Raw genomic sequence first — 6605 nt, 5'->3', positions numbered from 1 at the left:
GCGCATCGCCATGCGGACGACGCGCGTGCGCGCCGCGGCGCGGTGCGCGATCGCCACCCGGCACTTCGGCCTTGCCCGGCGCGCTGTTGCCCCAGCGGATCGGGGTCTGCGGCTCGAAGCCCGGCACGTCGCGGATGTCCATGTCCTTGTCGAGGAGGCGCACGATCTGGCGCAGCAGCTTGGCTTCGTCCTGGGCCACCAGCGAAATCGCCTGGCCGGTCGAGCCGTTGCGGCCGGTACGGCCGATACGGTGCACGTAGTCTTCCGGCACCATCGGCAGGTCGTAGTTGATGACCTTCGGCAGCTCGTTGATGTCGATGCCGCGCGCGGCGATGTCGGTGGCCACCAGCACGGTCACGCGGCCGGCCTTGAAATCGCCCAGCGCACGCAGGCGCTGGCCCTGGCTCTTGTTGCCGTGGATCGCCGCGGTCTTGATTCCGGACTTCTCCAGGAACGTGGCCAGCTTGTCGCAGCCGTGCTTGGTACGGCCGAACACCAGGGTCTGCTCGCGGCTGTCCTGCGACAGCAGGTGCAGCAGCAGCTCACGCTTGCGCGCGCCGTCAACCGGGTGCACGCAGTGCTTGATGGACTCGGCCACGGTGTTCTTCGGGGTGACCTGTATCTGCGCCGGATCGCGCATGAACTCCAGTGCCAGCTGCTTGATGCTCTCTTCGAAGGTCGCCGAGAACAGCAGGGTCTGGCGGTTCTGGCGCGGCAGCTTGGCCAGGATCTTCTTGATCGACGGCAGGAAGCCCATGTCGAGCATGCGGTCGGCTTCGTCCAGCACCAGGATCTCGATGCCGGACAGGTCGACGCTGCGACGTTCCAGGTGGTCGATCAGGCGGCCCGGGCAGGCCACCAGCAGGTCCACGCCACGGCGCAGCACGTCGAACTGGTTGCCCATGCCGACGCCGCCGTAGATGCAGGCGCTGGGGATGCGCAGGTACTTGCTGTAGCCGCGCAGGCTGTCATGCACCTGGGTGGCCAGTTCGCGGGTCGGGGCCAGCACCAGCGCGCGCGGCTTGCGCGGGCCGTTCACGGCCTGCGGGTTGGTGCCCAGGTGCTGCAGCAGCGGCAGGCCGAACGCGGCGGTCTTGCCGGTACCGGTCTGCGCGCCGGCCAGCAGGTCGCGGCCTTCCAGGGCCAGCGGGATCGCCTGCTCCTGGATCGGGGTCGGGGAATCGTAGCCCTGCTCGGACAACGCGCGCAGCAGGAACGGGGCCAGGCCCAGGTTTTCAAAAGACATCGGGTGGAAACTCCAAAGACAAAGTAACGCCAGGCCGACTGGCCGGACGCGAGGCAGATCGAAGAGATCGGCTTGACTCGGAGCGTTCCCGTGAACCGCGCTGCGAGAATTGGGTGCAGCCGGCGCGGTGCGCAGACTGGAATGCATGACGAATGGCGTCGGAGTGGGGGCGGGCGAGGGACGGTAATCCCGATCGCCGGCGATCCCGAAGGGAAACGGACGGCCGCTGCAGACCCCGGGATTGTAGCTGAACTGCGACAGCCATAACAAATGCCCCGTTCAGGTTGTATGCCGGTTCTGATCCTCAGGGTGGGGGTCGGGGAAGGTAAACGCGGGGAGGACCGTCTGCTTAGCTGTGGAGGAGGCGGTGGAGGTGGAGGCGGAGGCGGAGGCGGAGGGAGGCGGAGGTGGCGGAGGTGGCCGGCGGTAGGGTCGGTCCCCAGACGACCGCCGATACGCATTGGCACCCCGGTAACGCATGGACCCCGAACGAAAACGCCGTTTCCACCGAAGGACGATGCGTCTCCCTGCCGATCACCGTTATCGGCAGTCGTCTGTCGACCGACCCTACCGGCCATCGGCCTACCTGCACATCGGCCCATCGGCGCATCGGCCACGGACGACCGCCGACCGCCAACCGGCCCGGCCCGGCCCCCGCCCCACCGGCCCACCGGCCCACCGGACCCGCGCGATCACGCCGGATGGTTTATCGTCTTTTGACGCACCGCGCCTTGGCACGCGCGCGCATTTGGTTACACTCGAAACCTATTTTCTGCGATCCCGGATACCCCACCCATGAAGCTTGGTTCTTTGAAGGAAGGCGGCCGCGACGGCACCCTGATCGTGGTTTCGCGCGACCTGCGCCGTGGCGTGCGCGCTACCGGGATCGCGGCCACGCTGCAGCAGGCGCTGGAAGGCTGGAGCCAGCTTGCGCCGCGCCTGAACGCGCTGTCGGAGTCGCTCAACGACGGCAGTGCCGACGGCGTGTTCGACCTGGACCTGCAGGCGCTGGCCGCGCCGCTGCCGCGTGCCTATGAGTTCGTCGACGGCAGCGCCTACCTGCCGCACGTTGAACGCGTGCGCCGCGCACGCGGTGCCGAGGTGCCGGAAAGCTTCTATACCGACCCGCTGATGTACCAGGCCACCAGCGCCGGCTTCTACGGCCCGCGCGACCCGGTCAAGGTGGTCAGCGAGGAGCATGGCATCGACCTGGAAGCCGAGCTGGTGGTGATCACCGATGACGTGCCGATGGCAGTCACCCCGGAACAGGCCGCCGCCCACATCCAGCTGATCGGCCTGGTCAACGACGTGTCGCTGCGCAACCTGATTCCCGGTGAGCTGGCCAAGGGCTTCGGCTTCCTGCAGTCCAAGCCGCGCTCGGCGCTGTCGCCGGTGTTCGTGACCCCCGACGAGCTGGGCGACGCCTGGCAGGACAGCAAGGTCCACCTGCCGCTGGTGACCCACGTCAACGGCGCCTGGTTCGGTGCCCCCGAAGCCGGCGTGGACATGCAGTTCAACTTCGCCCAGCTGGTCGCGCATGCGGCCAGGACCCGGCCGCTGGGTGCCGGCGCCATCGTCGGTTCGGGCACCATCGCCAACGAAGACACCAGCAAGGGCGCGTCCTGCTTCGCCGAACAGCGCACCGTGGAAACCCTGCGCGACGGCAAGCCGAGCACGCCGTTCATGTCCTTCGGCGACGTGGTCCGCATCGAAATGTTCGACGCCGCCGGTGAGAGCATCTTCGGCGCGATCGAGCAGCGCATCGAACAGGCGGCACGGCCCTGAACACCTCGGCCGACCGCATCGAGCTGTTCAGTTACTGGCGCTCCAGCGCCGCCTACCGCGTGCGCATCGGCCTCAACCTGAAGGGTCTGGAGCATCAGGTCACCCCGGTGCACCTGGTCCGCGACGGCGGCCAGCAGCACAGCGAAGGCTATGCGGCGCTCAATCCGCAGGAGCTGGTGCCCACCCTGCTGCACGGCGAGCGCGTGCTGCACCAGTCGATGGCGATCCTGGAATACCTCGACGAGGTGTTCCTGGAGCCGCCGCTGCTGCCCGACGACGCGCCGGGCCGGGCCCGGGTGCGCGCGCTGGCGCAGCTGGTGGCGTGCGAGATCCACCCTCTCAACAACCTGCGGGTGATGCAGTTCTTCGCCGACACCTGGAACGTACCGCAGCCCGAGCGCGAGGACTGGACCCGGCACTGGATGCGGGTCGGGTTCGATGCGATGGAGCGGCTGCTGGTGGAGTCGGTGGACACCGGGCGCTTCTGCCACGGCGACACCCCGACCTTGGCCGACTGCTGCCTGGTGCCGCAGCTGTTCAACGCGCGGCGATTCCAGGTGGACCTGGCGGCGTACCCGACCCTGGTCCGGATCGAAGAAGAATGCCTGGCCCTGGAGGCGTTTGACGCGGCCCGCCCGGAGAACCAGGTGGATTGCGCCGGGTGACGGGCGGCTTGGGCGCCGTTGACCGCGCTGCGCGCGGTTTCCGGCCAACGGCCGGGGCTACGAACCGTTACGAGCCCATTGGGATCCGGATCAATCAACCGAAGGCTTCGGATACCGGTAGCGCCGGCCGTTGGCCGGCCCAGGCGGTTCCAAACCGCTGGGCGCCCGTCGCCGGGCGCCGATTCCATCAGAACCCGTGGGTGATCGCAGCCGGCGCGCCCTGCTGCGAATAATCCGCGTACGGATCATGTTCGGCACCGCCTTCGGACAGGCGGAACTTCAGTGCCAGGCCGTCGCGCGAATCGGCGGCACGCAGCGCTTCTTCCTGCTCGATGATGCCGTTCTTGGCCATCCGGAACAGGCACTGGTCGAAGCTCTCCATGCCTTCTTCCAGCGAGGCCTCCATCGCCGCCTTGATCTCGTGCACCTGGCCGCGGCGCAGCAGGTCGCGGATCATCGGCGTGTTGATCAGCACTTCGGTGGCCGGCAGGCGGCGCCCGTCCTGGCCCTTGACCAGGCGCTGGGAAATCACCGCGCGCAGGTTCAGCGAGAGGTTCATCAGCACGTTGCGGTGCGCGCTCTCGGGGAAGAAGTTGAGGATGCGCTCGATGGTCTGGTCGGCGTTGTTGGAGTGCAGGGTGGCCAGGCACAGGTGCCCGGTTTCGGCGAACGCAATGGCCGCCTCCATCGTTTCCGCATCCAGGATTTCGCCGATCAGGATCACGTCCGGCGCTTCACGCATCGCGTTCTTCAGCGCGTTGTGGAAGGCATGGGTATCCAGCCCCACCTCGCGCTGGTTCACGATCGACATCTTGTGCTTGTGCAGGTACTCGATCGGGTCCTCGATGGTGAGGATGTGCCCGGTCGTGGTGCTGTTGCGGTGGTCGATCATCGAGGCCAGCGAGGTCGACTTGCCCGATCCGGTCGAGCCGACCACCAGCACCAGCCCGCGCGGGGTCATGATGACGTCCTTCAGGACCTGGGGCAGGTTGAGCTCTTCGATGCTCGGGATCTTGCTGCGGATCGCACGGATGACCATGCCGACCTCGCCGCGCTGCTTGAACACGTTGACGCGGAAACGCCCGGCGTCGGGTAGGGCGATGGCCATGTTGAGCTCCAGGTCGCGCTCGAACTGCGGCACCTGGCCCTCGTCCATCAGCGAATAGGCGATCTTCTTGACCATGCCGGGCGGCAGCCCGGTATTGCCCAGCGGGTACAGCTTGCCCTCGATCTTGATGTACACCGGGGCTCCGGTGGTCAAGAACATGTCCGAAGCGTTCTTTTCGGTCATCAGCTTCAGGAAATAGCCGATATCCATGCGAAATGTTTCCCCAACAATCGGCGACATGCCATTGCAAGCACGCCGCAGGCTTCCGACAATGGCCGCGCACCTTCTTCAGGCGAACGGCACCCCCAATGAATCCTAGCTTCGCACAAATGCGGCGTACCCCGTATGTAGTTTTGACCAGTTGCGTGATGGCGTGCGCATTCGCACTGGCCGGGCCGGCCCTGGCCCAGGACGGCGCGCTCGAGCTCATGCAGGCCCGACAGGCCGTGGACAAAGCCACCCAGGCCGACGCCGACCAGTACGCCCCGGACCTGATCGCCATTGCGCGCCAAGGCCTGGAACAGGCCCAGCGCGCCGCCGGCGACCGCCGCGAACGCAAGAACGCCCCGGCTCTGGCCGTGCGCGCCACCGCCGACGCCGACCTGGCCCGTGCCCGCAGCGAAGAAGCCACCGCCACCGCCCAGCTGCAGCTGCGCCGCAATGAGGTGACCCAGCTCGAACGCCAGTTGGCCGACGGGGAGGGCCGCCGATGAAGACCGCCCTGCGCCTTTCCCCGCTGCTGCTGGCCGTCGGCCTGGCCCTGTCCGCACCGGCCTTCGCCGCCGAAGACCCGGCCGTGGCCCAGCTGACCCAGCGCCTGATGGCGATCCAGGCCAACCCGGACGCCTCCGAACTGGCCGCCTATGAGCGACTGCAGGCCCAGCAGGCCATCGCCACCCTGGCCAATGCCAAGCGCCGCGACCTGGACCAGGCCCGCTACCTGGCCGATCGCCGGGTCGAGATCGCCGAAACCAGCGTCCGCGCCGCGCTGGCCAAGCGTGAGCTGAGCCAACTGGAGCGCACCCGCAGCGACCTGCTGATCGAAGCCAGCCGTCGCGACGCCCAGCGCGCCCGCCAGGAAAGCGAGCGCCTGCGCGTGCAGGCCCAGATCCAGGCCGAAGAGTCGGAGCGCCTGCGCCTGGCCGCCGAAACCGAAGCCCTGGCCCGCCAGGACGCCGAAACCGCGCTGACCAGCGTGGCCGGCAAGCAGACCGCCCGCCTCAGCGCGGCCCAGCAGAATGCGGCCAAGCTGGCCCGCGAGGAAGCCGAGCTGGTCTCGGGCAACAAGCTTCCGGGGTCGAAGTTCGACAGCCGCGGCGAGGTGTTCACCTTCCCGGGCGACGCGTTCGCCAGCGGCAAGGGCGCGCTTTCCGGCGGGGCCAAGGGCCAGGCCAAGGCCTTGGCCGAGTACCTGAACATCGGCAAGAAGGGCCGGGTGCGGATCGAGGCCTATGACGCCGCCGCCGGGGTAGGGCAGCAGCGCGCCGAAGCCCTGCGCGACGCGCTGGTGGGCGCCGGCGTCAGCGCCAGCCGCCTGCAGGTCAGCGGCAAGAAGGCCGCAGCCACCAAGGCGCGGTCGGCCGAGGTCATCATTGCCCCCTGATTGCGGGGGTCATGACCAACGGTCATGACCTACCTGCGTTGTTTGGCGTGGGTCACGACCGTTGGTGGTGACCCACGCCGAACCGTGACGCAACCCAATGATTTTGTTTAAATTTTGTTGGACTGCGCGTTCAGGCTGAACCCCGACTGCGCACCGTCCACGATTTCAGATGAAACCCTTGAACCCACCCTTTGGCAG

At 67.7% G+C, this 6605-nt stretch carries 6 protein-coding genes; 4 read left to right on the top strand and 2 right to left on the bottom strand.

The features are described from left to right. Window positions 1–1246, bottom strand: a 1246-nt coding sequence (locus RWO33_RS06080; RefSeq protein ID WP_314103223.1) for a DEAD/DEAH box helicase, incomplete at its 3' end; no start/stop codon positions are given. A gap of 795 nt (window positions 1247–2041) precedes the next feature. Here RWO33_RS06080 and RWO33_RS06075 point away from each other — a divergent pair. Together RWO33_RS06075 and maiA are read left to right on the top strand one after the other, a co-directional pair. Next, on the top strand, window positions 2042–3031 hold the full coding sequence (locus tag RWO33_RS06075; protein WP_145481430.1) for a fumarylacetoacetate hydrolase family protein: 990 nt from the start codon (window positions 2042–2044) through the stop codon (window positions 3029–3031). Beyond that, complete coding sequence (maiA, locus tag RWO33_RS06070; protein WP_314103226.1) at window positions 3028–3696, top strand: maleylacetoacetate isomerase; 669 nt, start codon at window positions 3028–3030, stop codon at window positions 3694–3696. Before RWO33_RS06075 ends, maiA begins: the two co-directional genes overlap by 4 nt. A 187-nt stretch (window positions 3697–3883) precedes the next feature. On the opposite strand, the gene RWO33_RS06065 is transcribed toward maiA, so the two are convergent. Then, window positions 3884–5014: a PilT/PilU family type 4a pilus ATPase gene (locus RWO33_RS06065; protein WP_145481432.1), complete on the bottom strand. Its 1131-nt coding sequence runs from the start codon at window positions 5012–5014 to the stop codon at window positions 3884–3886. 98 nt (window positions 5015–5112) lie between these two features. On the opposite strand from RWO33_RS06065, the gene RWO33_RS06060 reads away from it, so the two are divergent. Both RWO33_RS06060 and RWO33_RS06055 read left to right on the top strand, forming a co-directional pair. Then, on the top strand, window positions 5113–5517 hold the full coding sequence (locus tag RWO33_RS06060) for a DUF4398 domain-containing protein (RefSeq protein WP_314103217.1): 405 nt from the start codon (window positions 5113–5115) through the stop codon (window positions 5515–5517). After that, window positions 5514–6407: a hypothetical protein gene (locus tag RWO33_RS06055; protein ID WP_314103215.1), complete on the top strand. Its 894-nt coding sequence runs from the start codon at window positions 5514–5516 to the stop codon at window positions 6405–6407. Before RWO33_RS06060 ends, RWO33_RS06055 begins: the two co-directional genes overlap by 4 nt. Window positions 6408–6605: the final 198 nt, after the last annotated feature.

Origin of the sequence: uncultured Stenotrophomonas sp., assembly GCF_963519925.1 — a bacterium.
Classification (GTDB): Bacteria; Pseudomonadota; Gammaproteobacteria; order Xanthomonadales; family Xanthomonadaceae; genus Stenotrophomonas; species Stenotrophomonas maltophilia_AE.
Note: the sequence above shows the minus strand (reverse complement) of the source record. Positions and strands in the feature narration are given on the sequence as shown.

Coding starts and splice junctions, on each gene's coding strand:
- RWO33_RS06065 (WP_145481432.1), bottom strand. CDS start 5,014: ATGGATATCGGCTATTTCCTGAAGCTGATGACCGAAAAGAACGCTTCG.
- RWO33_RS06060 (WP_314103217.1), top strand. CDS start 5,113: ATGAATCCTAGCTTCGCACAAATGCGGCGTACCCCGTATGTAGTTTTG.
- RWO33_RS06055 (WP_314103215.1), top strand. CDS start 5,514: ATGAAGACCGCCCTGCGCCTTTCCCCGCTGCTGCTGGCCGTCGGCCTG.
- RWO33_RS06075 (WP_145481430.1), top strand. CDS start 2,042: ATGAAGCTTGGTTCTTTGAAGGAAGGCGGCCGCGACGGCACCCTGATC.